This window comes from Cellvibrionales bacterium, from assembly GCA_016713115.1.
Classification (GTDB): domain Bacteria; phylum Pseudomonadota; class Gammaproteobacteria; order Pseudomonadales; family UBA7239; genus UBA7239.
Window position 1 is genome coordinate 1681187 of record JADJPU010000001.1, and the last position, 21612, is coordinate 1702798.

Genomic DNA, 21612 nt, shown 5'->3' on the forward strand with positions numbered 1-21612 from the left:
CTCTCCTATCAGACGATGTCAACCCTGGGCTTCCTCGATCAACTCTTCCAATGCCGCGTTGATTTGCTCATCGTCGAAGGGTTTGGTCAAAAAACCTTTGGCACCGTTTTTCATGGCTTGGATGGTGGTGGCTTTGTCTGACAAGGATGAGATCACCAAGATCAGCACATCGGGCTTGATGGCGACCAAATGTTGCACACATTCCACGCCGTCCATTTCAGGCATGGTGAGATCCATGGTCACCAGTTCGGGCATCTCGCGTTTGAACACTTCAACGGCCTCTACGCCGTTGCTAGCGGTGAAGAAATCGGTGACTTGATCTAGGGTGATCGACCGCTGGATCTTGCGCTGCATGACCGTGGAATCGTCAACAATCAGCATTTTCATGGAGCATCCTCAAGTGGTGTGTGAATGGGGTCATGGTTTTACAAAAGCGCAGGTCTTGTCAATGATTTTACGATCCGAGACGGCGAGTGTGGTTTGCGGTGGGTTCAGGCGTTATCCTTGCGCCCATAAGAAAGTAAAGAGGCTTCAGCATGGTGAAAGTGGCTATTAGTGACTTGATCGAAAATCAGCTCCAGCAGGAAAAGCAGCTGGAGAAGTTTTTTCGTACAGCCACGCCGCAATCCCTGAAGGCGCACTTGGCCGACATGCCGGCAGGTGTGTCTGAGCAAATTGCGTATCTAAACGCTGTTTTGAAGGTATTGAGCGAGCTCGATGTGGCTCCTGTGCAGGTATTTTCTCTGCTGGAGACAGTGCGCCCCGTGGTGTACGAAAAGTTCAATATGCTGACTTCGCGTTTTTTGGGGCGATCAGCCGTGTTTCCAGCGCGCATCCAAGAGCTACTCGGGCAGGCTGTTGCACTGCTGAGCCACATGACTTCCTCTTACGACAATGTGGTGGAGGAGACGCGCGCGCAGGGCGATAAGCAGGTATTTATTCTCGGTGCCGCTATTCAGCGTGCTATGGCGGATAAGGCTTTTCTGTTGTACTGCTATTTGCAATTGTATTTGCCGGTGCCGCAGCAAATTTGGCGGCAGTTCAACAAGTTGTATTTAATCGCTGCAGAAAATAAATTGCTGATCCAAACCACGCCGGATCCGCTGGTATTTCCGCGCAAGCCGCTCAACCTGCGGCAAATTTATCTCTACGCTGTCATGTTGGATTGTTCGGACAGCCGGCATTTGAATTGTGGCGATATTCGCACATTGTCTGAAGCCCTAAAAGATTGGGTGTCGTACATCAGCATCGTCGACAGTAAATCGGATAAAGAAGAAAACCCGTTGGTGGTCAATTTAGAAGCGCCATCCGGCGCTGTGTTTTATGCCGATCTTGGCAATAAATACAGTAGTAAATTGGTTTTTTTGCAGCTGGATAAATTTATTGCCCACCTAAGAGGGTTAAAAAAATATTCATTGCGTGTCAGTATCAGTGAAGAGTGGCTGTTTGATAAGCCCATGATTGAGCAATTGCTAGATCAGTGGATTGTGCACAAGCCAAAATCCACTGATCGTGTTGAATTGAATGAAGTGGTGGTGGCGGTGTTGGGTGTGCTGCCTGTGCATTATTATTTGGCAGGGTTTCGCACGCCAGAAGTATTGACGGGCAATGCGGTGTTTGCCGAAAAAGACCCTGCCGGTAAGTTGTTGTACGGTGAGTTGCCCACGGCATTTCGCACGCTCACTAGCACTCTGCCAGCAATGAAAATTGAAAAGCCGGAATATGCTTACGAGAAAGTGATGGCGGTTGACCAAAGCCCGGGTGGTTACTGTTTGGAGTGGGTCAGTGACGCACAGGATGAATTGTCGGTAGGGAAAATCATTAGTATTCGCCACAAAATGTCGCCGTATTGGAAGGTTGGTGAAATCGTTTCCATCACGCATACGGACGATAAAAAAGTGCGCACCGGCATCAATTTGATCAGCACAGAAGCGGTGCCCGTGGTTGCGCGTTTGCTCAATAAAATTGATTCGTTGCCGATTTTATTGTGTCCAGCAGAAAAATCGTTGAATCGAAAAAGCGCAACCGCTGTCGTGCCGAAGTCGGTTTGCCAGATGGGTGAAAAACTGCAAATCGCACAAATGGGACACACGCGCACGATTCAGTTGATGCAGCCGATCAAACGAAATGACAGTTGTATTCTGTTCGAGTGCGCCTATCTCGCTACGGAATAAGCCTCGTTTGTTGCACAAACAAATTCGCCACTATGTTTCTGAGGAAGACAGCCCGCCATTAATGGGGGTGCCGTCTATTTTGGCGCGCGTGTATCGCCATCGCGGCGTGCGCAGTGGCGATGAGTTGAATTACAGCTTCGCTCATCTACCTTCGCCTGATTTACTCAAAGGTTTGCCAGAAGCTTTAGCGTTGCTAGTTGCTGCTTTGCAACAACAGCAGCGCATTTTGGTGGTGGGCGATTTTGATGCCGATGGCGCGACTTCTACCGCGGTGGCGCTGCGCGGTTTGCGCGCGTTGGGTGCAAAACATGTCGATTTTTTGGTGCCGGATCGTTTCGTTTACGGTTACGGCTTAACGCCGGCGATTGTGGAGTTAGCGCAGCAACAGCAGCCAGATTTAATTGTCACGGTTGATAACGGCATTTCCAGTATTGATGGCGTGGCGGCGGCAAAAGCAGCTGGAGTAAAAGTGTTGGTGACCGATCACCATTTGCCTGGCGCGCAATTGCCCAACGCGGATGCCATCGTCAATCCCAATCAGCCCAACTGCCTGTTTCCTGATAAAGCACTCGCCGGTGTCGGCGTAATGTTTTATATCTTGTTGGCGTTGCGCAAAAGTTTGCGTGAAACGGGTTGGTTTGCCGAACAAAAGATAATCGAGCCAAATTTGGCGAGTTTGTTGGATTTAGTCGCCTTGGGTACGGTGGCGGATGTGGTGCCGCTGTCACACATCAATCGCATTTTGGTGCAGCAGGGTTTACAGCGCATACGAGCAGGACAGTGTTGTGCCGGTATTCGCGCTTTAGCCGATATTGCTGGCAAAAAATTACCGCGTTTGATGACGACGGATTTTGGTTTTGCGATTGCGCCGCGTTTGAATGCCGCTGGGCGTTTGGATGATATGAAGCACGGCATTGAATGTTTGCTAACAGATGACCCAGTGTTGGCACAGCAGTACGCAGTTGAATTGGATGCCATGAACAAAACGCGGCGTGCAATTCAAGATGATATGCAAAACATTGCGTTGAACGATCCGCGTTTGGCGGCGTGGCAAGATGGTGAAGCGCTGCCGTGGAGTTTATGCCTCTACGACAGCAGCTGGCATCAAGGCGTGATCGGCGTATTGGCGGGGAAAATCAAAGACCGTTTTCATCGCCCTGCCATTATGTTTGCCGATGCGGGAGCAGGTGAAATCAAAGGTTCTGCACGCTCCGTGGCGGGGCTGCATATTCGCGATGCTTTAGACAGCATTGCCGCGCAGCATCCACACCTCCTGAATAAATTTGGCGGTCACGCCATGGCGGCGGGTTTAACCATTCAGCGTGAGCATTTCTCCCTGTTTGTGGAGTTGTTTGAGCAGGAAGTGCAACTGTGGCTGGATGAAACCGATTTGGATGCAGTGTTGTTAAGTGATGGTGAGCTGCCTGCTGAAACTATTTCTCTGGAAACAGCGGAACAGTTGCGCGCCGCTGGCCCTTGGGGGCAGCGTTTTCCCGAGCCGGTTTTTGATGGCGTGTTTAAAATCATCAATCAAAAATTGGTGGGTGAAAAACACGTCCGGCTGCGCGTTGCTGCACTCGACGATAAAAGTTTTTTTGATGCGATTGCTTTTAATGTTGACATCGAGCAATGGCCGCCAACAGTCGGCGACTATGTGCATCTCGCTTATCGTTTGGATGTGAACGAATACAACGGCCAGCGCAGCGTGCAGCTGTTGGTGCAGGGGGTGGGGGAGTTGTAGGAGCGTCTTCCACCATTTCAACGGCTATCTGTTGAAAGCTGCACGCTGGCATGGTAAAAGAAACTTCAGATAACCTAAAAGGATAAGGTTTATGAGCAGTCTTGCTGCATGCACTACAGCCTCGGTTTTTCACCGAATGTCAGCTGTTGTTTTGTTGATTATTGGCGGACTATTTTCTGCACACGTTTTTGCGGTTCCATCTAATGTTTATGGGGCAATTTACGGTGGTGGAACATGTAAGCCGATCTTCTCCCCCAATAAGATGTATGTGCGCAGAAATGGATTGGAGTGTGATGTTACAGGCTCCACCACGCTACAGTGTCGCGCCTATCACGGTGTTGGGCTTAGTAGTGGTGCCTCTATGCCTGGTTCTTTTCCTGCCTGCGGCGCACAGGATAGTTACTCAAGTTCTGTGACAGTGAATGCGGCTGCAGATATCAGTGGCATCACATTATCGATGACTCAATTATGTGCAAATACTGCTTTGGGTAACCAGTGCTGGGATGTCGTTTTAAGCGTTGCTGAGTCTGTTGTATCGAATAAATATAGCTACGCATTTAATTTTGCGCTGACAGATCAAGACGCAGATGCTGATGGCGTACTCAATGCAACGGACAACTGCCTATTCGTTTCAAATGCAGATCAGTTGAATACTGATGGAGATAGTGTGGGCGATGCATGCGACGCAACACCGAACGGTGACACGGACAACGACGGCATCGATAACTTAAGTGACAACTGCGCGGCTGTTTCCAACAGCAATCAACTGGATTGGGATGGCAATGGCATCGGTGATGCCTGCGACGAACCTGTGCCAGTGCCTGAAGATGTGAAGGGCGAATTGAAAGCCGACAAAGCCGGTTCTTCTGTGGCATTTGCTGGTGATTTCAACGGCGATGGTTATGGCGACTATGTGGTCGGTTCACCGGGTGCCAACAAGGGTTCAGGTAAAGCCGTTGTGATGTCCGGCAAAGACGGCAGCATTCTCGCTTCGGTTGAAGGCACCGCCGCAAAATATGCGATGGGTTTTGCCGTGGCAGGTAACGCCGATATTGATGGTGACGGTTTTGCCGATGTGATTGTCAGCGCGCCACAGGCTGCCATTCCCGGTCGCAAAGCCGTGGGTGAGGTGGTGGTGATCTACGGCTGCGCTGCAAACTGCACTGTCACCAACACGTTGCACGGCACAGAGTCCAAGGCGCTGTTTGGCGCAGCACTGGCGTTGGCGGATGTGGACGGTGACGGCCATGCCGATGTGATTGTCGGTGTACCAAAAGCCACGTACAACCGTGACGGTGTTGCGCTGAAACAGGCGGGCAGTGTGATCGTGTATGACGGCAGCACTATGGAAGTTGGCAAACGGTTTTACGGTGCCGCCGCCAATGCCCATGCAGGCACCGCCGTTGCAACGGGTGATGCCGATGGCGACGGTCTGGCAGACATTATCATCGGTGCACCGGATGAAGACGGTGTGGGCAGTGTTCGTGGTTACAGTCGTAATGGAGCCGAATTGCTGCACAAGACCGGAACAGGCAAAAAATCACAATTTGGCAAAGCCGTGGCGAGTGCCGACATCAATCACGATGGCCATGCCGATATTGTCGTTGGCGCACCTCTGGATGATGATGCTGTCACTCGTACAAAAGACACAGGCAGCATCCGTGTGTTTAGTGGCAGCGATGGCGAATTATTACCAGTACAATTATTTGGCGCAGTGAAAAAAGCGTGGCTTGGCAGCAGTGTGGTGCTGGCGGATGTCAATGGTGACGGCACAATGGACATCATCGCTGGTGCGCCACAAAACGATAGCAGCACCATCAAAAAAACCGGCAGCGTCACGGTATGGAGTGGTGCGACTTACGTGCCAATTATCACGGTGTACGGTTCGGCTTTCGGTAATTTATTTGGCGCGGCATTGAGCGCAGGCGACATCAACAGCGATGGCAAGGCGGATGTGATTATCGGTGTGCCGGGTTTTGATTTGCCAAAAAAAGACGCAGGGAAAGTGACAGTGGTAAATGGATCTGCATTGTAGGGGCGCGATTTATCGCGCCCATTCTCTAATGCGACAAGAATCCGTGTTCTGCCAGAAAGCTTGCCGTCAATTTTTCAGCACTGTTTTTCTCTGCAGCCTTGTCGCCCAACAGTAAACGCTCCAAGTAGCGGGCAACGACATCCACTTCCAGGTTGACCTTGGTGCCGGTTTTGTATTCACCAAACAGGGTTTTTTGTTGCGTGTGCGGCACAATATTCAAATCAAATTCGGCACCTTCGACTTGGTTGACGGTGAGGCTCACGCCGTCGACACACACGGAGCCTTTGTGTGCGATATAGCGCGCCAGCTCTGCCGGTGCGCGCAAGCGGTAGCGAATCGAACGCGCATCGCTGTGGATGTTGACAATTTCACCGACGCCATCGACATGCCCGCTGACGATATGGCCACCTAAGCGATCGCTGGCACGCAGGGCTTTTTCTAAATTCACGGGACTGCCATTTTTCAGTGAACCCAGCGTGGTGTAATCGAGTGTTTCCACCGACACATCGGCCCAAAAACCGTCACCGGGGAGAGCTACCACGGTCAGGCAAACGCCGTTGGTGGCGATGCTATCACCGAGTATCACATCAGAGAGATCTAAATCCGCTGTTTGAATACGCAAGCGTTTGTCGCCGTGACGATTTTCACTGGCGACCAATTTGCCCACTGCTTGCACGATGCCGGTAAACATAATTTTCTCTCTGGTTTCTCTCTAGATGTTTGGGCGAAGAATAAAACGCCAATCATCACCGATGGCGCGCGCGTCGATAATATTGAGTTTTTTTGCATCCATCATGGCGTCAATTTGAAAATCAAACAGTGGGCGCGCCGTGCTGCCCATCAGTTGTGGCGCGATATAAATCACCAACTCATCTGCCAGATTTTCTTGCACAAAAGCGCCCGCCAATGTTGCGCCGGCTTCTATCAAAACTTCATTGCATTGTCTGTTACCGAGTTCAGCGAGCAGAGCGTGTAAATCTAGCTGATTGTTTTTTAGTGGCAGCGCGGAATGTGTGACATGCGCGGGAAGTGCGGTGGTTTGGTTTTGATGAGTGCACCACAGCACAGGCGTGGTGTCGGTAAAAAACGGCGTATCGAGCGCAACGCGAGCGTGTTGATCGAGTAACACGCGTAGCGGTTGTCTATGGCGTAATGCTTGCCGGGCATCGGTATCGCGCACGGTGAGCTTGGCATTATCGCGCAACACGGTGTTAGCCGAGGTGATGATGGCGCAACTGCGCGCGCGCCAGTGCTGCACATCTTGGCGCGCTACCGCGCCGGTAATCCATTGTGATTCGCCGGACGCCATTGCGGTGCGTCCATCCAAACTCATCGCCATTTTTACGCGCACAAACGGTAAAACGGTTTGCATGCGTTTGATAAAACCGGGATTGATTGCGTGTGCTTCTTTTTCTATCAATGGACCATCCACTGCGATACCAGCGGCGCGCAATTTTTGTAAACCGCGACCGGACACTTGCGGGTTGGGGTCTTGCATGCCGAATACCACGCGCGAAACGCCTGCGTTGATGAGTGCCTCGCAGCAAGGGCCTGTTTTACCGTGGTGTGAGCAGGGTTCTAGCGTGACATACGCCGTTGCGCAGCGCGCTTTTTCTCTCGCTTGTTGCAGCGCATGCACTTCAGCGTGCGCTGCGCCAGCTCGCTCATGCCAGCCTTCGGCGATCACTTGATCACCAGCATCGACAAGCACACAACCTACGCGTGGGTTGGGCGAGGTGCTGCACAAGCCGCGCTCTGCCAGTTGCAGTGCGCGCGTCATGTGTGCGGTGTCGTGCGGTGTCATCGTCATAAAAATTAGGGTGTTTGTTGCGGTTGCAATTTATCAATTTCGGCACGGAATTCATCGAGATCTTTGAAATCCCGATATACCGAAGCAAAGCGCACATAAGCCACTTGATCGAGCTTGCGCAGTTGTTCCATTACCTGTTCGCCGATGCTGCGCGAGGACAATTCGCGCTCACCCGTGGCCTGCAATTTGTGTTTGATGTGTGTGAGCGCCGATTCAATGTCTTCCATGCTCACGGGGCGTTTTTCTAAGGCTTTTTGCATGCCGGCGCGCAATTTATGTTCATCAAATGGCACGCGCGAGCCGTCACTTTTAATGATGCGCGGCATCAACAGTTCGGCGACTTCGTAGGTGGTGAAGCGTTCGTGGCAAGTGAGGCATTCGCGGCGACGGCGCACTTGGTCGCCTTCGGCCACTAGGCGCGAGTCGATAACCTTGGTGTCGGTTTCGGAGCAAAACGGGCAGTGCATGGCTGGCGGATCCTTGATCTACAATGGCGCTGATTGTAACTGTGAATGCCAACCATGACCGAAACCAGCCATTTTTTTGCCTACCTCAGCAAACTGCGTTGGATAGAGCGCTGGGGCATGAAACGCAATGCCATTCGTGAAAATGTGATGGAGCACAGCTTTGAAGTGGCGGCGGTGGTGCACGCGCTGGGCGAGCTGTACAACCAACATCATGAAGAAAAAATGGATTTGGGCGTGCTGGTGCTAACGGCGCTGTATCACGATGCCTCGGAAGTACTGACCGGCGATTTGCCTTCGCCGATCAAATACCACAACGAAAAAATTCGCGATGCTTACAAAGAAGTAGAGCATGCCGCCGAGCGAGAAATGCTGGCGATGTTGCCCAAACATTTGCAGTCGGCGTACGCGCCGTATTTGTTGTCGGAGCGCGTGGATCCCACCGCCAAGCAACTGATTAAAGCAGCCGACATTATTGTGGCCTACACCAAGTGCAAAGCCGAAACGGTGGCTGGCAATCCAGAGTTCAGCAAGGCGATGAAAGACATGGAAGAAAAACTTTCGCATATCGCACTGCCAGAAGTGCGACAGTTTTGTGAAATGTTTTTGCCGAGTTTCAGCTTGACGCTGGATGAGTTGATTAAGCCGAAGGCTTGATTAAAGAGGGCAATTACCGCAAATGGGATTGAGAGTGTCTTTTTGCATATGCGCTAGTCGAAGTGCTTGGTATTCGTTCCCGTTCCAATACTCACTAAAATTTCCTGTATTAATATTAAATGTTCCATGGTTTGGTTGAGTGCGTGCACAGCAGGGTGTTACATGTCCTTCGGCAGTGATATGCACAGAGCGATAAGGCCATGCGCATTTACCGATACGCCGCTTTGGTAATTTATAGCCGAGAAGGATGCCGTGCAGAGCCAGTCGCCATTGTTGGTATCTGAGGGTTTTTTGAATGTGCGGGATCAAGTGTAAAGAAGCATGAATTCGTTCGGCAGTAGAGTGATAACCAGAATCTCCCTGCATAAGCCAGTTTTCCATAAATCCAACGGCAAGATAATCAACTCGTAGTTTTATGGCTAGAGAGCTTAAGTCTGGTAGGTTTTGGTGGTTTAATTCATTCGTGGTGTTATGGATGCCAATAATGACATTAGATGCTTTGTTATTTCTTTCTTTTATCAGTTCGCGCATGCCATCTGTTACCTCGTCTAAGCCTATTTTCCCCATTGGGCGAATGGCTTGAAAAGAGACCTTGTCAGTTGAGTCAATGCTGATGCCTACATCGTAAATATATTTATGAATCAGTTGTCGAACTTTTGTATTGCGCAGTAGGCTGCCGTTGGTGATGATCCAAACTTTTATGGATTTTTTTTTAAATAGCTCAAGAATTTCCTCAATATGAGGATTTAGGAATATTTCTCCTAGGCCAATGAATCTTATAAATTTTATGTCAGGAAAGCTTTCTAGGATGCGCTGGGCTGTGCTGATTGATAAATCATTTTTTAGATCGTCTTTTGCAAGGCTGCTACGAGAGCAAGTACCACAAGTGGCGTTACAACGTGTAGTTGGTTCAATTTCAATGAAATTAGGTAGAGGTGCCCGCAGCGCTTCCTTGTAATGAAGCATGTGGGTGAAAGTTGAAATCTTGCCCCATTTGCGCTGTATGCTGTGAATCATGATGCTTTCTGAGCCGAGATAATGGCGGTGCGATCTGTTTTTGTTTTATGTACAACTTGATAGGTTGTTCTAGATAGGGGTTTATCGTTGAACTCATAATGAGGCCACTGCTCCTTAGCGTAGTAGCGTGATGCTATTGGTACAGAGAGTGGGGGTAGAAAGTAGAGTTTTAGAGCGTAGTAGGCATCCCAAAAAAAACCGCCAGTTTTTATTCCGTGAATAAGTCTTCGCCAAACAAAGCCTATGTTGAAAAGTAGCGCACGCCTGTAGGCCAGTTTCGTATACTGCTCAATAGTTTCTTTGCTTAAGTGCTCGTGTGTAAATAGAGACTCGTTGGAGTAAGTGAAGTATTCATCCCAATCGTAAGAGTTGATGATATCTTTGGTGTGGTAATGGTTGAACATTTCTGTGCCAGGAAAGGCAACGGTTCTGCCAAACTTCATCATGTCTAACGGTAGCTCTCTGGCAAAATTGATGGTGTCCAGCATTGTTTGCTCGGTATCAGATGTAAGGCCAAGCATAAAAAAACCATTGACTTCCAGGCCGGCTTTGCGTGCTAGTGCCGCTGCTTTTTTTCCTTGCTTAATGCTGGCTTTGCCGCCTTTACCGAAGGCTTTTAGTATGTCGTCATTACCTGATTCGGAACCAAAAGATACGCGGTAGCAACCAGCTTTGCGCATTTTCTTGAATAGAGCTTCGTCGGCACTTTCAACGCGAATACCATTAGTGCATGCCCAAGGTAAAGGTGTGCCTGCAGCAATAATGGCATCGCAGACCTGTGTAGCCCATTCCTGATCAGATGTGAAAATATCATCAACAATTAAAGCTTCACGAAACCCAATAGAGGCAAGTTTCTTTAGTTCTGCTGCACAGCGTTCAGGGGATTTTTTTCGATAGCCAAGTGCCATCGTCATTTTGCTGGCGCAGTAGTCGCACTTATAAACGCAGCCGCGTGAAAACTCTACACTGGCAATAGGCGGGTGGCGAGCAAAAAGTCGTGAGCTATGTTTTTGGTAAATATCTTTGTTGTAAAGCTCCCATGCAGGCATGGGTAAATCATCAAGGTTAGCAATGGGTGGCGCCATCCCTGTGAAGGTAATATTTTCATTGTTGCAGCGATAGTACAGCCCTTTGATGGTCTGTTCGGGCTTTCCATCGCAGTAGTCAGCAAAAGAAAAATCTGCTTCGCCAACAAAAACTGCATCCAGTTTTGACTCCAACATAGACTCCATAGGAAGTGCCGAAATATGAGGTCCACCACCAACAACTTTAGCGAAAGGAAGGATGTCTTTGACCAGAACACTGATGTCGCGCAGTTGGTTCATCAGAGGTGTGGTGGCGGTAATGCCAACAATATCTGGATTAAATGTTTCTAATTTCTCTTTAACGGTTAAGTAGCAGTAGGGGGTGTAGGATAGATCCAAGATACGGACATCGTGTCCTCGCTGTATGGCGCTGCCTGCAATTGTGGATAAGCCAAGTGTGGGGAAAACAGGGTTGGCAATAGACCCTTTTGTGCCGCTATAGCTAGCAACATAAGATGGATTGATTAATAACACCTTGGCCATGAAATAGTCTCAATAAACCTTTGGTTATTATTTGGAATGGCTTATATCGGTTTTAGTCTGTGCAATATGCACTAGTTCTACAGATTTATCGATACACCGGATACTTCGCGCACAGCGCCGACACTTTGTCGCGCACGGCGGCAATCGTAGCTTCGGCATCACCTTTTTCCATCGCGTCGAAAATATCGCAAATCCAGTTGGCGAGTTCACGGCACTCCGCTTCGCCAAAACCGCGCGTGGTGCAGGCCGGTGTGCCAATGCGGATGCCGGAGGTCACCATCGGTGGGCGCGGATCGTTGGGCACGGCGTTTTTATTGACGGTGATATGCGCTTGGCCGAGTGCTGCATCTGCTTCTTTGCCGGTGATGTTTTTGTCGATTAATGACAGCAAAAACAAATGGTTTTCTGTGCCGCCAGACACTACTTGGTAGCCGCGTGCGATCACGGTAGACGCCATGGCTTTAGCGTTGGCCAATACCTGTTGTTGATAGGTTTTGAAGGCTGGTTGTAGCGCTTCTTGGAAGCACACCGCTTTGGCGGCGATGACATGCATCAGCGGACCACCTTGTTGGCCTGGGAAAACGGCAGAGTTCAATTTCTTTTCCAGCTCTTCGTTTTTGCGCGCGAGAATCAAACCACCGCGCGGGCCGCGCAGCGTTTTGTGCGTGGTGGTGGTAACGACATCGGCAAATGGCACAGGGTTGGGATAAATGCCGGCGGCAACTAGGCCTGCGACATGCGCCATATCCACAAACAAATACGCGCCCACTTTGTCGGCAATTTCGCGGTAGCGTGGAAAATCCAGCACGCCGGAATAGGCAGAAAAGCCTGCGACGATCATTTTGGGTTTGTGTTCGATGGCGAGTTTTTCCATCGCATCGTAATCAATCAGACCAGTTTCTGGATTCAGACCGTATTGCACCGATTTATAAATCTTGCCGGAAAAATTCACGCCTGCGCCGTGCGTGAGATGGCCGCCGTGCGCGAGTGACATACCGAGCACCGTGTCACCCGCTTGGCACAGCGCCATGTAAACAGCGGCGTTGGCTTGGCTGCCGGAGTGCGGCTGCACATTGGCGTAATCTGCGCCAAATAATTGCTTGGCGCGGTCGATGGCGAGTTGCTCTACCACATCCACATATTCGCAGCCGCCGTAGTAGCGTTTGCCTGGGTAGCCTTCGGCGTATTTGTTGGTCAGTTCGGAGCCTTGCGCGGCCATCACCGCAGGGCTGGCGTAGTTTTCAGAGGCGATCAATTCAATGTGGTCTTCCTGCCGTTTTTGCTCGCTTTGAATGGCGCTCCACAGGGCGGGATCAAACGAGGCGAGGGTGACATCTTTACTGAACATGGTCATGGCTCCAAAACGGTAATGCGGTGGAAAAAACGATGCCGCATTGTACACGAGGGGTCGCTTTCGGCAGAATGCCAGCAACCCTTTGCGCCCTGCCGTTATCGCTGTTTGCTTATGTCAGATTCGTTAAGCCCCGATCATTCCATTGATGCGCGCCGTTTGTATTGCCCAGAGCCGGTGATGCTGCTGCACAAAGCCGTGCGTGAAGTGTTGGCAGGGCAGTTGATTGAAATGTGGGCGACCGACCCTTCTACCACGCGCGATGTGCCAAAGTTTTGTCATTTTTTGGGGCATGAATTGTTGGTGCAAACGCAGGAAGGCGAGTTGTATCGCTATGTCATTCGCAAAATCGTAAAAGAGGTTTGAAATGCGTTTATTGCACACTATGTTGCGCGTGACCGATTTGCCGCGCTCAATTACTTTTTACACCGATGTGTTGGGAATGTCCTTGTTGCGTCAGCAAGATTATCCCGACGGGCAATTCACTTTGGCATTTCTCGGCTACGGCAGCGAAGCAGAAAACACCGTGATTGAACTCACCTATAACTGGGGTGTGCACAGTTATGAATTGGGAACGGCTTACGGGCATATCGCGCTAGAAGTGGATGATGTGCAGGCAGCGGTGGATGCTATGCGTGCTAAGGGCGCCAAGATTTTGCGCGAACCGGGGCCGATGAAAGCAGGTACAACGGTGTTGGCATTTTTGGAAGATCCTGATGGCTACCGCATAGAGTTATTGGCAAAACATTAAAAATAAAACAATCAGGAGTGAATAATGAGCGCAACACCTAACAATCAACATGGCTCGTTGGAAACAGCCGTTGCTGGTCAATACGATTTCACCATTGGCGAAGTGTTGTCGGAAGCTTGGGCGAGGATTGATGGCTACAAGTTGCCATATGCCATCATCACTTCTGTGTACTTTCTTGTTTATTTTATTGCGTTGGTTTTGGTGATTGCAGGGTTGGGTGAAGAAGAGAGCGCACGCGCACAAGCCGTTATTCAGTTATTGAGTTTTGCCATGATGCCGATGAGTGCTGCGCTCACAATGATGGGTCTTCACATGGCCATGGGAAGACCGATTACTGTTAAACAGTTGTTTGCTTATTACAACAGCAAAGGTTTGGCGATTATCGGTTTACAAATTGTCATGATGATGGCCATCGTATTAGGTTTGTTGTTGTTTATTATCCCCGGTATTTATTTGTCGATTGCTTTGATGTTTGCAGTGCCGCTGATGTTGGAAAAAAATCTCTCCATCATCGATGCCTTTGAAGCATCGCGCAAAGCTGTAACGCACCACTGGTTCAAACTGTTTGGCCTGTTATTTGTGATGGGATTAATTCTGTTTTTGTCGATGTTGCCCTTGGGAATCGGTTTAATCTGGACTATGCCGATGATGATGGCGGTGATCGGTGTGTTGTATCGCCGGATGTTCGGTATCAGTGAGCAGGCTGATAGCTTATTGCTGTGATAAATAATTGTCGTTGGTTGTGTGCGGTTTGGAAGGTGATTTCATCGTCGAGTTGCTTGCCAGGCGCCGCGCGCGCCAAGGGGGTGAATCCATGCTGATCCAATTTTTCGCTGGGTCAATTTCATCGGGCCCTACAATGCGGTAGCACGCCTCATTGCCGTCTTCGTCTTCCACCGTAATCCACGCGCCAAAAAATACTTTGTGTTGTTGATCTGGGATGCGATCCACCACAGTGAGTGTTTCCAAGCGTTTGCTCAAATAGCGCACGCGACTGTCAATTTCACGCAAGCGGCGTTTGCCGTAAATGTAATCCCCGTTTTCTGAGCGGTCGCCGTTTTTTGCCGCTTCGTGTACAGCGGCAGTCACCTGCGGTCTTTCCACTTTCCATAATTGATGCAATTCAGCGCGCAGCGCCGCAGCGCCTTCTGCCGTGATGTAGGCGGAGCCTTTGGGTGTTGGCGGTCGATAGCGTCCCATGATGGGTGTCCGATTTCTAGAGCAAGCTCATTACTGTGAGGCCTAAAGCACAAGAAAGTTGCGTTGACTGTCTGTATGCAAAAAATGATGGCTCGTGGTGCGAGATGGTTGTGTGTGACAAGTGATCTAACTTGCCACGAATTCACTTTGCTTGGAGTGGAAACCGCTCAGGGTTCCTAATGATTTCTAAGGTTAGATCCACGTCAATCTCTGGCCAGTACAGATGACCATTTGATGACTCTTGTACGAAAAGAATAGATTTTAATGGTTGCTCTTTGAACCAAGGGAAATCTTGGTAAGACATAAACAACTCTTCGCCTTGAGAAAAAATCCAAATGCCATGACTAGAGATGTGGGTTACTTCAGCCGCCGAAGTGCTCTTTCCAAGCGCTAATGAACTCATGGTTATGTGCCTCAATAACTGTTTCAATTTCACGAAGTTGAACGCGGCTCAAGTTAAAATTTTTTGCCAACTCAATCTCCGGCTCTAACCAAAATTTAGCTTCGCCGGACTCACACATGACATGCACATGTATTCTTGACTCTTCTCTGGAAAAGAAGAAGAAACGATAGCCTTTCTCTCGGTGGATAGTTGGGCTCATGTCTCCTGCGCCTTATGCAACATGCAGTGTCAATCAAGATAGCATACCGGCCTATACGGTGGTATCTATGCCAGTGGTGCCGCTTACTTTTGTTTAACCACCAGCCAACTTCACTTTAAAGCCGCGCTTTTCTAACTCGGCTTTCAGGTTTTCGCGCTGGTCGCCTTGAATTTCAATCGTCCATTCTTTTACCGTGCCGCCGGTGCCGCACAGTTGTTTCAATTGTTTGGCGAGTATTTGTAATTCAGCAGCAGGCAACTCAAAGCCGGTAAGTGTGGTCACGCCTTTGCCGTTGCGCCCAGCGGTTTCGCGGCGTATGCGAATAAAGCCGTCACCTTTAGGCGGCAAAGTGGGCAGCGGGTCGATGGATTTGATGCGACCTGCATCGGTGGAGTAAACCAGTTTGCTGTCTTTTTTGCTCATGAGTTTTCTTCAATCGTGATGGCGATTTTTCCAAAATGTGTACGGTTTTGCATGCGTTGATGCGCTGTTTCCACCTGTTGGAAATCAAATGTGCTGTCGATGATAGGGCGAAACGCGCCGCTGGCTATCCACGGCCAAGCGCGCTGACGAATATCGCTCACGATAGCGGCTTTTTGTGCAGCAGATTGCGCGCGCAGCGTGGAGCCGGTGATGGTTAAACGCTTCATCATCATTGCGGCAAGATTGATTTCACTTTTGCTGCCGTTCAGTACGGCGATGTTGACGATACGCCCATCCACTGCCGCGAGTTTGATGTGCTGTGCCAGCGCAGCGTCGCCAAGGATATCCAGCGTGACATCCACGCCGTGTTTTTGTGTGGCATCCAATAATTGTTCCGTGAGATTTTCGTGGTGGTAATCAAAAGCTTTTTCTGCACCTAAAGTGACACAGCGCACACACTTTTCTGCGCTGCCGGCGGTGGTGAAAACGCGCGCACCAGCGAGTGTGGCAAGTTGGATGGCGGTGGTGCCTATGCCGCTGCTGCCTGCTTGAATTAAAACGGTTTCGCCTGCTTGTAATTTCCCGCGTTGCAATAAGTTGTGCCAAACCGTAATAAAAGATTCGGGCAAACAGGCGGCTTCTGCCGCGCTGTAGTTGTCTGGCCAAGGCAAGCACTGTGTTGTGGGTGCAAAGCAGTAATTGCTATAGCCGCCGCCGTTAACTAGTGCGCAGACGCGATCACCTGCGCGCCATTGCTGCACGGATTTTCCAGAGGCAATGACGGTGCCAGCCACTTCCAAACCGAGTATGGGCGAAGCATCAGCTGGTGCAGGATACAGCCCTGCTTTTTGCAATAAATCAGGGCGATTGATGCCGAAAGCAGCCACGGCAATCAGCACTTCATCGTCACCAATATTGCGCAGTGTTTGTTCTGCAATTTGCAGGGATTGATTGGGTAGATGTTGGATAAAACGCTGTTTCATGCAGCAGTTTGTTGCGCGGCAATCGGTGGAATAGGTGCGTCCAGTGTGTCGGCCACCGCGCGCAGCAATTCTATGGCTTCTGCGCTGTATTGTTGCTGCTCGTCTGCAATGGCGGCGCAGCAGGCTTTTAACAGGCGAGGTTTTGCCAAGGCTTGCAAACCGCGTAATTGTTGCACGGCTTGATCGAGCGCGCTGATGTTTGACAACACAGCTAGATCACAAGCGGCAGCAGGTAGGCCGAGTTGCTGCCAAGCGGTGTTGAAAAAAGTTGGTGCAGTCTCCTGTGTGTGAGTGGCCAAACTCAAAGCCGATAACACTGTGCGACAACTATTTTGCGTTGCTGCTAAAGAGTGTGAACTGCTGGCGTATTTTTGTGCGTCGAGTGATTGCCGCAAAATTCGATACAACGACCATTCAAATAATGAGATGTGTTGATCGGCATTGATTTGTGTGATGACAGCTTGCAGAAATTGCTCGCGCTGCTCGGTGCCTAATAATTTCAAGCTGGGCAGACACAAATCTAACAAGGGCAGACGCAATTTGTAAGGCAATTGTTTTACGGGTTCGGCAATTTTTTCACAGAGAGTAAAAACACTGCCTTGCGTATTTTTTTGTAAAACAGCAAACGCGTGTGCGTTGTCTAGTGTGTGGCGCTCTAGCAGCAAGCAGTGAGCAATGGCGCTGGCCCCCCAAGATTCTCGCGCCAGTTTTTGTAAATCTTCGGGTATGTCGATCAGACGCTGTTTGGCTTCGCGCAAATGTTCTGGTTGCGGTGCGCCGATGCTGTTCTAAAGCGGCAGCGATGCTGACTGCGGCAATGCTAGCTGGTGTTACAGAGGGAGGCGTGTATTGAATTTCACCGTTCACGATTTGTACGCGCGATGGATCGATAGCAGGTTTATCAACAACGATGGAGTTGGCATCAATAGCAGTAAATTCACCATCCCAGCGCGCATCAATAGCGCGGATGCGGTCTTCCAGCGGCGGGTGCGTGGCAAACATCGAGGTGAGCGCATTGATGCCTTCGCCAAAAAATAAATGGCTGGCCTGCGGGGCATTGGGGTGTGTGATAAAAGAACCGGAAGCGTAGCCCCCGATTTTTTTTAACGCACCAGCAATGCCTTCTGGATTGCGTGTGTATTGCACGGCAGAAGCATCGGCAAGAAATTCACGCTGACGACTGATCGCTGCCTTAATTAATTTCCCAAAAAAAGTACCGACATAGCCGATAATGATGAAACCCAAACCGAGCATAGCTACACCGGAAGTGCCTTTGTTGTTGCGGCTGTAACGGCGGCTGTTGCTGCTGCTATCGAGTAAAAAGCGCCCGATCAAGCCGATAAATAAAATGCCGAACAGCCAGCCCATCAGTTGTAAATTGATGCGTATGTCGCCGTTAAAAATATGGCTGAATTCGTGCGCGACTACGCCTTGCAATTCGTCGCGCGACAGCAGTTGAATCGCGCCGCGTGTGATGCCGATGGCGACATCGTGATGATCGTGGCCGGCGGCAAAGGCATTGATAGATGGCTCCTCCAAAATGTACACGGGAGGAACAGGCACGCCGGATGCAATAGCCATTTCTTCGACGACATTAAGAATTTTTCTTTCATGCAGGTCGCTGCTGGCGCGTTCCAATAATTTCCCACCGAGCAGGGTGGCGACAGCCGCGCCGCCGGTGCGCAACTGCCGCATTTTGTATAGCGAAGCCAAGCCGACAACCACAGCAATAGCGACAGCGATTTCTGCCATCAGCACCCAGTCTTGCGCGAAGGGCAAACTGTTTTGTGCGGTGCTTGTACTGTTGCTGTAGCCAATGACAAACAGTACCAGCAGTTGCGTCAAGCCAATCAAACCGATAACGGCCAGTGCAAACAACAGCACTAGCCATCCGGTGTGACGCTTGGCGTTTGCCTGCGATTGAAAATAATTCATTTAGAAACTGACTTTCGGTGCCGCTTGAATCGCCGGACGGTCTTCAAATTCCAACAGCGCCATGTCTTTGGTGTGACCAAAAAAACCAGCCAAGAAATTGGCGGGGAAGGATTGGCGCGCCGTGTTGTATTCGGTGGCGGAATCGTTCATGGCTTGTCGTGCAAAAGACACTTTGTTTTCGGTGCTGGTCAGTTCTTCAGACAACTGCATCATATTTTGATTGGCTTTGAGATCGGGGTAGGCCTCCATGGTGACATTAAATCTGCCCAGTGCGCCGCCCAGTTGTGTTTCAGCGTGACCGAGATTGGTGATGGCACTCGCATCCGCTGGGTTGGAGGAAGCCGTTTGTAATTGTTTCGATGCTGTGTTGCGCGCTTCTATCACCGCTTCCAAAGTTTTGCTTTCGTGCGCCATATAGGCTTTGGCGGTTTCCACCAGGTTGGGAATCAAGTCGTAGCGCCTTTTTAATTGCACATCGATTTGTGCAAACGCGTTTTGATAGCGATTTTTTAAATTGACGAGCTTGTTGAACAAAGAAATCAGATAAAACGCGATCACCGCGAGAACAATTAAGGTAATCAATCCGCTGCCCATGATGAGCCTCCGTGTGAGTAGTGGGGTTACTGCCAGTCGAAGCGCTGTCCAATCAGAGAGAACAGGGTTTCGTTGTGTGGCTGGTAGTACTGTAGCAAAGATTGCCGCACGACTTGATCGGCTTGGCCATAGTTGCCGGGTTTGCGTGGAAACAGGTCAGTTGGTTGAAACGCGGAATCGACGCCCAAAAAACGGTACAGCTGCGCCAATACGGTAAGCGGCTCTTGGAAAAAAGATTCGCTGCTAAAAATGGCTATTTGTTCGCGCGGAAAGCGTTGCAAAAAAGGCTGTAGTTGTTGGGCGTAGTGACCGCGCTCGCGGTAGCTAAAACGCTGCGCTGCGCTGTGAGTGAGTAACTTGCCGGCGGCCAGCGCCGACCAATCACTCTGTGTGCGTTCTTCTTCGGCTGCCAAAGCTTCTGGCAGCGTGAGCAAGTCATGTTGGCGACGAAACTCCTGGTGGTAGTGGGAGATGGCGCGGTCGGCGGGGTTGCGCAGCAGCACCAGCAATTTCACCTGCGGGCAGTGTTCGGCGATGCGCTGAGCAGCCAGCGGGTGTGCCATGTAAAAAGGCGAGGCTTCGCCGGTGATTTGTTCGGCGGCGCAGGTTGGGAACTGGCGCAAGTACCAAGCCTGTCCGCGGCCGTAATGCTGATCAAAAAAATGCACTTCCTTGCGGGCAGCGCGCAGTATTTGCGGGTGTTGAGTGAGGGCGCTGTAAAGACTGGAGGTGCCGCCTTTCTGGGTGCCAATAATCAGAAAGTGAGGAGCTTGCATGGTTTACAGCACAGGGCCGTTGGGCAGGAAGCGATTGTCGGAGTTGGCTTTGATCCACAGCACAGTTTCACGCGACAGCGGCGTGCCGCGTTTTTTGAGCAAGCGGCTGATCCAGATCACAGGCGATTTATCGCCGCCGTGCCAGTGGGGGAGCTGTTGTTCTATCAAGGTGAAGAAGCGCACCAGCTGCAGCAGGGCGCCCTCAGCAAGAGGCGTCAGTACATCCTGCCAGTCGTGAGCACCGAGCTTCATTACTTGGTTGCTGCCAGAGGGGAGCTGCCGTTCCCACGCGGGCAATTCTTGCCAGTTATCTGCCACAGCAAAGGCAATGCAGCGCTGGAGTAGATCGCCGCTTACACGATAGGTGACGGTTTCAGTACCGTCAGTGGGGTTCCAACTGCCGAGGGTCATGGGGCTTCCTTCTACTTATAGAGTGATGAACGGCATTGTAGCGGCTGTTATCCCCCCGATTTATCTCTAAAAAAAATAGATATAGGCATGGCAATTGTGAAAATTTTGTAATACGCTGCGCGCGGTAAATGTTGTGCTTAACAATTTTTTCACATTGGCCTATGTCAGGGCTTTTCGTCCGACTAGGTTTTTTATCACTAAGGAGAACTGGGTATGAAAAACAAACTGGTTGCCGCTTTTGCGGTATCTGCTCTGGCTTTGGGCGTAAGCGCTGCGCAAGCAGACGATCACTTCTACGCTGGTGCAAGCGCAGGCTACTTCGACAGCCACGCTGACCTCGAAAAAACTGTCAATGAAGGCGTAGCCGGCGTACAAGTGGGTTACCACTTCAACCCAGACTGGTCTGTAGAGCTGGGCCAACTGTCTGGCTTCAATACTGATGACCAAGAAGTAGTTTCTTTGACTGCTGCATATCGCCTGTGGGGCGAGCAAACTCAGATCTTGGCTGTGGGTGGTATTCAGAACCTGCGCTACACCAACAGCGAAGTAGAGCCAGTATTGGGCGTGGCTGTATCTCACTACTTCACTGACAATGTTGAGGCGCGCCTCACTGTGTTGGGCGGTGTTGAAGATACCGAATACATGACTAGCACCTTGTCTGTGAACTATCACTTCGGCACACATGAAGAAGCCGTTGCTGAGCCAGAGCCAGAAAAAGTAGCGCCAGCTGTAGTAATGACCAAAACCCTGCACGCTCACTTCGACACTGATAAGAGCAAAGTGCGTCCAGCTGACCGCGCAGAGATCATCCCTGTTGCACAAGCAATGAAAGCCAACCCAGGCAGCACAGCGACTATCGTAGGTCACACTGACAGCCAAGCGTCAGATGCCTATAACCAAGGTCTGTCTGAGCGTCGCGCTGATGCCTTTAAGAAAGGGATGGTAGAAGAGGGTGGAAACCAAGACGCTATCGAAACTTCTGGTCGTGGCGAGTTGGAGCCTGTTGAAAGCGACGAGACTTCTGCTGGCCGTCAAGCCAACCGCCGTATCGAAGCTGTTGTGACTGGTCTGCCACAATAAGTGCTAGATGCGTAGAATAAAAACCCGGTTCGCCGGGTTT

General features: G+C 50.4%; 24 protein-coding genes and 1 pseudogene. 8 read left to right on the forward strand and 17 right to left on the reverse strand.

Annotated elements, in window-relative coordinates; translation table 11 throughout:
* Positions 1 to 18: 18 nt before the first annotated feature.
* Entirely contained in the window at positions 19 to 387 is a 369-nt protein-coding gene (locus tag IPK30_08320) for a response regulator (GenBank protein ID MBK8103274.1), read from the reverse strand.
* 149 nt (positions 388 to 536) lie between these two features.
* Here IPK30_08320 and IPK30_08325 point away from each other — a divergent pair, with 149 nt between their 5' ends.
* The 3 genes from IPK30_08325 (at position 537) to IPK30_08335 (ending at position 5950) form a co-directional block, all read left to right on the forward strand.
* A complete protein-coding gene (locus IPK30_08325; GenBank protein ID MBK8103275.1) occupies positions 537 to 2174 on the forward strand; it encodes a hypothetical protein in 1638 nt (545 codons plus the stop codon).
* A 61-nt stretch (positions 2175 to 2235) separates the two neighbouring features.
* Positions 2236 to 3915: a single-stranded-DNA-specific exonuclease RecJ gene (gene recJ / locus IPK30_08330; protein ID MBK8103276.1), complete on the forward strand. Its 1680-nt coding sequence runs from the start codon at positions 2236 to 2238 to the stop codon at positions 3913 to 3915.
* A gap of 457 nt (positions 3916 to 4372) precedes the next feature.
* On the forward strand, positions 4373 to 5950 hold the full coding sequence (locus tag IPK30_08335; GenBank protein ID MBK8103277.1) for an FG-GAP repeat protein: 1578 nt from the start codon (positions 4373 to 4375) through the stop codon (positions 5948 to 5950).
* A gap of 25 nt (positions 5951 to 5975) precedes the next feature.
* Here IPK30_08335 and IPK30_08340 read toward each other — a convergent pair whose 3' ends face one another.
* Genes IPK30_08340 through nrdR form a run of 3 tightly spaced genes read right to left on the reverse strand, consistent with a single transcriptional unit; the run spans position 5976 to position 8227 of the window.
* The gene (locus tag IPK30_08340) at positions 5976 to 6641 is read right to left on the reverse strand and encodes a riboflavin synthase (GenBank protein MBK8103278.1); all 666 of its coding nucleotides are present in this window, start codon (positions 6639 to 6641) and stop codon (positions 5976 to 5978) included.
* Between the two features lie 21 nt (positions 6642 to 6662).
* Positions 6663 to 7754, reverse strand: a complete 1092-nt coding sequence (gene ribD / locus IPK30_08345) for a bifunctional diaminohydroxyphosphoribosylaminopyrimidine deaminase/5-amino-6-(5-phosphoribosylamino)uracil reductase RibD (GenBank protein ID MBK8103279.1) — start codon at positions 7752 to 7754, stop codon at positions 6663 to 6665.
* A gap of 11 nt (positions 7755 to 7765) precedes the next feature.
* Positions 7766 to 8227: a transcriptional regulator NrdR gene (gene nrdR, locus IPK30_08350; GenBank protein ID MBK8103280.1), complete on the reverse strand. Its 462-nt coding sequence runs from the start codon at positions 8225 to 8227 to the stop codon at positions 7766 to 7768.
* 54 nt (positions 8228 to 8281) lie between these two features.
* Between nrdR and yfbR the strand changes: the two genes are divergently transcribed.
* Positions 8282 to 8881, forward strand: a complete 600-nt coding sequence (yfbR, locus tag IPK30_08355) for a 5'-deoxynucleotidase (GenBank protein ID MBK8103281.1) — start codon at positions 8282 to 8284, stop codon at positions 8879 to 8881.
* Here the strand turns inward: yfbR and IPK30_08360 are convergent, their stop codons facing one another.
* The 3 genes from IPK30_08360 to IPK30_08370 all read right to left on the reverse strand — a co-directional run bounded on the left by IPK30_08360 (position 8882) and on the right by IPK30_08370 (position 12814).
* A complete protein-coding gene (locus tag IPK30_08360) occupies positions 8882 to 9898 on the reverse strand; it encodes an SPASM domain-containing protein (GenBank protein ID MBK8103282.1) in 1017 nt (338 codons plus the stop codon).
* A complete protein-coding gene (locus IPK30_08365) occupies positions 9895 to 11466 on the reverse strand; it encodes a cobalamin-dependent protein (GenBank protein ID MBK8103283.1) in 1572 nt (523 codons plus the stop codon). Before IPK30_08365 ends, IPK30_08360 begins: the two co-directional genes overlap by 4 nt.
* A gap of 85 nt (positions 11467 to 11551) precedes the next feature.
* Entirely contained in the window at positions 11552 to 12814 is a 1263-nt protein-coding gene (locus tag IPK30_08370) for a serine hydroxymethyltransferase (GenBank protein ID MBK8103284.1), read from the reverse strand.
* A gap of 117 nt (positions 12815 to 12931) precedes the next feature.
* Here IPK30_08370 and tusA point away from each other — a divergent pair, with 117 nt between their 5' ends.
* Genes tusA through IPK30_08385 form a run of 3 tightly spaced genes read left to right on the forward strand, consistent with a single transcriptional unit; the run spans position 12932 to position 14291 of the window.
* The gene (gene tusA / locus IPK30_08375) at positions 12932 to 13183 is read left to right on the forward strand and encodes a sulfurtransferase TusA (GenBank protein MBK8103285.1); all 252 of its coding nucleotides are present in this window, start codon (positions 12932 to 12934) and stop codon (positions 13181 to 13183) included.
* Between the two features lies 1 nt (position 13184).
* Complete coding sequence (gloA, locus tag IPK30_08380) at positions 13185 to 13568, forward strand: lactoylglutathione lyase (protein MBK8103286.1); 384 nt, start codon at positions 13185 to 13187, stop codon at positions 13566 to 13568.
* 24 nt (positions 13569 to 13592) lie between these two features.
* The gene (locus tag IPK30_08385) at positions 13593 to 14291 is read left to right on the forward strand and encodes a hypothetical protein (GenBank protein ID MBK8103287.1); all 699 of its coding nucleotides are present in this window, start codon (positions 13593 to 13595) and stop codon (positions 14289 to 14291) included.
* Here the strand turns inward: IPK30_08385 and greB are convergent.
* The 10 genes and pseudogenes from greB to IPK30_08435 form a co-directional block, all read right to left on the reverse strand.
* Positions 14260 to 14768: pseudogene (gene greB, locus IPK30_08390) on the reverse strand (transcription elongation factor GreB). The gene IPK30_08385 and the pseudogene greB overlap by 32 nt on opposite strands.
* Positions 14769 to 14910: 142 nt before the next feature.
* Complete coding sequence (locus IPK30_08395) at positions 14911 to 15171, reverse strand: DUF2442 domain-containing protein (protein MBK8103288.1); 261 nt, start codon at positions 15169 to 15171, stop codon at positions 14911 to 14913.
* Positions 15131 to 15370 carry a DUF4160 domain-containing protein gene (locus IPK30_08400; protein ID MBK8103289.1) on the reverse strand — a complete coding sequence of 80 codons (240 nt, stop codon included), beginning with the start codon at positions 15368 to 15370 and terminating at the stop codon, positions 15131 to 15133. Before IPK30_08400 ends, IPK30_08395 begins: the two co-directional genes overlap by 41 nt.
* Positions 15371 to 15463: 93 nt before the next feature.
* On the reverse strand, positions 15464 to 15793 hold the full coding sequence (locus tag IPK30_08405) for a stress response translation initiation inhibitor YciH (protein ID MBK8103290.1): 330 nt from the start codon (positions 15791 to 15793) through the stop codon (positions 15464 to 15466).
* On the reverse strand, positions 15790 to 16776 hold the full coding sequence (locus tag IPK30_08410; GenBank protein MBK8103291.1) for an NAD(P)H-quinone oxidoreductase: 987 nt from the start codon (positions 16774 to 16776) through the stop codon (positions 15790 to 15792). Before IPK30_08410 ends, IPK30_08405 begins: the two co-directional genes overlap by 4 nt.
* Positions 16773 to 17327, reverse strand: a complete 555-nt coding sequence (locus tag IPK30_08415) for a hypothetical protein (protein ID MBK8103292.1) — start codon at positions 17325 to 17327, stop codon at positions 16773 to 16775. Before IPK30_08415 ends, IPK30_08410 begins: the two co-directional genes overlap by 4 nt.
* Before the next feature lie 25 nt (positions 17328 to 17352).
* The gene (locus tag IPK30_08420) at positions 17353 to 18711 is read right to left on the reverse strand and encodes a M48 family metallopeptidase (protein ID MBK8103293.1); all 1359 of its coding nucleotides are present in this window, start codon (positions 18709 to 18711) and stop codon (positions 17353 to 17355) included.
* Positions 18712 to 19305, reverse strand: coding sequence for a LemA family protein (locus IPK30_08425; GenBank protein ID MBK8103294.1), 594 nt, complete (start codon positions 19303 to 19305; stop codon positions 18712 to 18714).
* Between the two features lie 26 nt (positions 19306 to 19331).
* Positions 19332 to 20081 carry a sulfotransferase domain-containing protein gene (locus IPK30_08430; GenBank protein ID MBK8103295.1) on the reverse strand — a complete coding sequence of 250 codons (750 nt, stop codon included), beginning with the start codon at positions 20079 to 20081 and terminating at the stop codon, positions 19332 to 19334.
* Positions 20082 to 20084: 3 nt separating this feature from the next.
* The gene (locus tag IPK30_08435; protein ID MBK8103296.1) at positions 20085 to 20492 is read right to left on the reverse strand and encodes a hypothetical protein; all 408 of its coding nucleotides are present in this window, start codon (positions 20490 to 20492) and stop codon (positions 20085 to 20087) included.
* Between the two features lie 213 nt (positions 20493 to 20705).
* On the opposite strand from IPK30_08435, the gene IPK30_08440 reads away from it, so the two are divergent.
* Positions 20706 to 21572: an OmpA family protein gene (locus tag IPK30_08440; GenBank protein ID MBK8103297.1), complete on the forward strand. Its 867-nt coding sequence runs from the start codon at positions 20706 to 20708 to the stop codon at positions 21570 to 21572.
* Positions 21573 to 21612 lie beyond the last annotated feature (40 nt).